The organism is Haladaptatus sp. HS23 (genome assembly GCF_056892285.1).
Genome location: NZ_JBXGLH010000051.1, coordinates 1 through 1,119, shown reverse-complemented (window position 1 = coordinate 1,119; position 1,119 = coordinate 1). Strand labels below are relative to the sequence as shown.

Annotated in this window: 1 protein-coding gene; it reads right to left on the bottom strand. The window is 47.3% G+C overall.

The window, feature by feature from the left end; translation table 11 throughout:
• Positions 1-368: 368 nt before the first annotated feature.
• Positions 369-788 carry a universal stress protein gene (locus AC1XDK_RS30750; protein ID WP_483353827.1) on the bottom strand — a complete coding sequence of 140 codons (420 nt, stop codon included), beginning with the start codon at positions 786-788 and terminating at the stop codon, positions 369-371.
• Positions 789-1,119 lie beyond the last annotated feature (331 nt).

Genomic DNA, 1,119 nt, shown 5'->3' with positions numbered 1-1,119 from the left:
AACAACAGCGATTGACACTGCTCTCGAGCAACTTTCGGTCCCAAAAGTGAGTAGCTACTTCTAACGGCTACTATAGTATGAGGTACTAACTTCAGATTGTCAGCTATCGCTCTCGCATGGATTCCTAAATAGTCCATTGGCTTCACTCGCTTATGCGGGGAGTAAGTTCTAAAATTAGTTGAGGGCAGTCACCCTGTGATTTTCACTTCTCATTACGGAGAAAAGCGGCAGTACCCCACACACCACCACTTCCAGTGTAATCGACCGTAATAGCCGTTCTATCCCTCAAAAATAGCCATTTAGATATTCATAAATCACATGGTGCGATACAAAATTAGTTTTTGAACCGGTATAGAGTAGCCAACCTGTTACCGGACGACTGTTACTGGAATTGGTGAGCGACGGAAGACTGTCTCTGCAACATTGCCAACAAACAAGCGGTCAGCGAGTGTCCCTCCATGACTCCCGAGAATAACCGTTTCAAAGTCTTCAGTTTGATTGAGAATTTGCCGGGCAGGATGGCCCACTCGAACAACAGTATTGAGTTCGACACCAGACTCTGCGGCGATTTCATGAGCGCGATCGAGTACCGGTTGCGCATGCTCCTGTGCTACCTTTTCAGGATCGTCTGCCATCGCAATAGCTGTCGCTCTCCCCATCAAGGCAGAGGGTTCACCGACCACGGTCAACACTGTAATATCTGCGTCTGAATAGACGTCAAGCGTATATCGAAGTGCTTTCTCCGCCATCTCTGAATCATCCATCGCAACCAGAACATGCGAGACCATACTCTATCTACGTCATAGCACCGAATAAACCTCTGTGTGGACAGAACGACGAATTACGCGTGGGACAGTCAAAAATATTGTTGAGTGAACACCCATGAAATGGTCCCTGTTACGATGAGATCCAGTAGCCATTGGAGAAGTGACCTACTAAAAGTCGCACTTGGTATCGGTACACCAAGTGATCTTACCCTTGGTGTAACTGACCGTGAACCCCTACTCCGTGTACTTCGTTCGCAAGAGAGATAGAACTGATAGAGCTATAGTAGACATTAGAAGTAGTTGCTCACTGTTGGAAGAGATAGCTGGTCGAGAGCGGTATCAATCGCCGTGG

Coding starts and splice junctions, on each gene's coding strand:
- AC1XDK_RS30750 (WP_483353827.1), bottom strand. CDS start 788: ATGGTCTCGCATGTTCTGGTTGCGATGGATGATTCAGAGATGGCGGAG.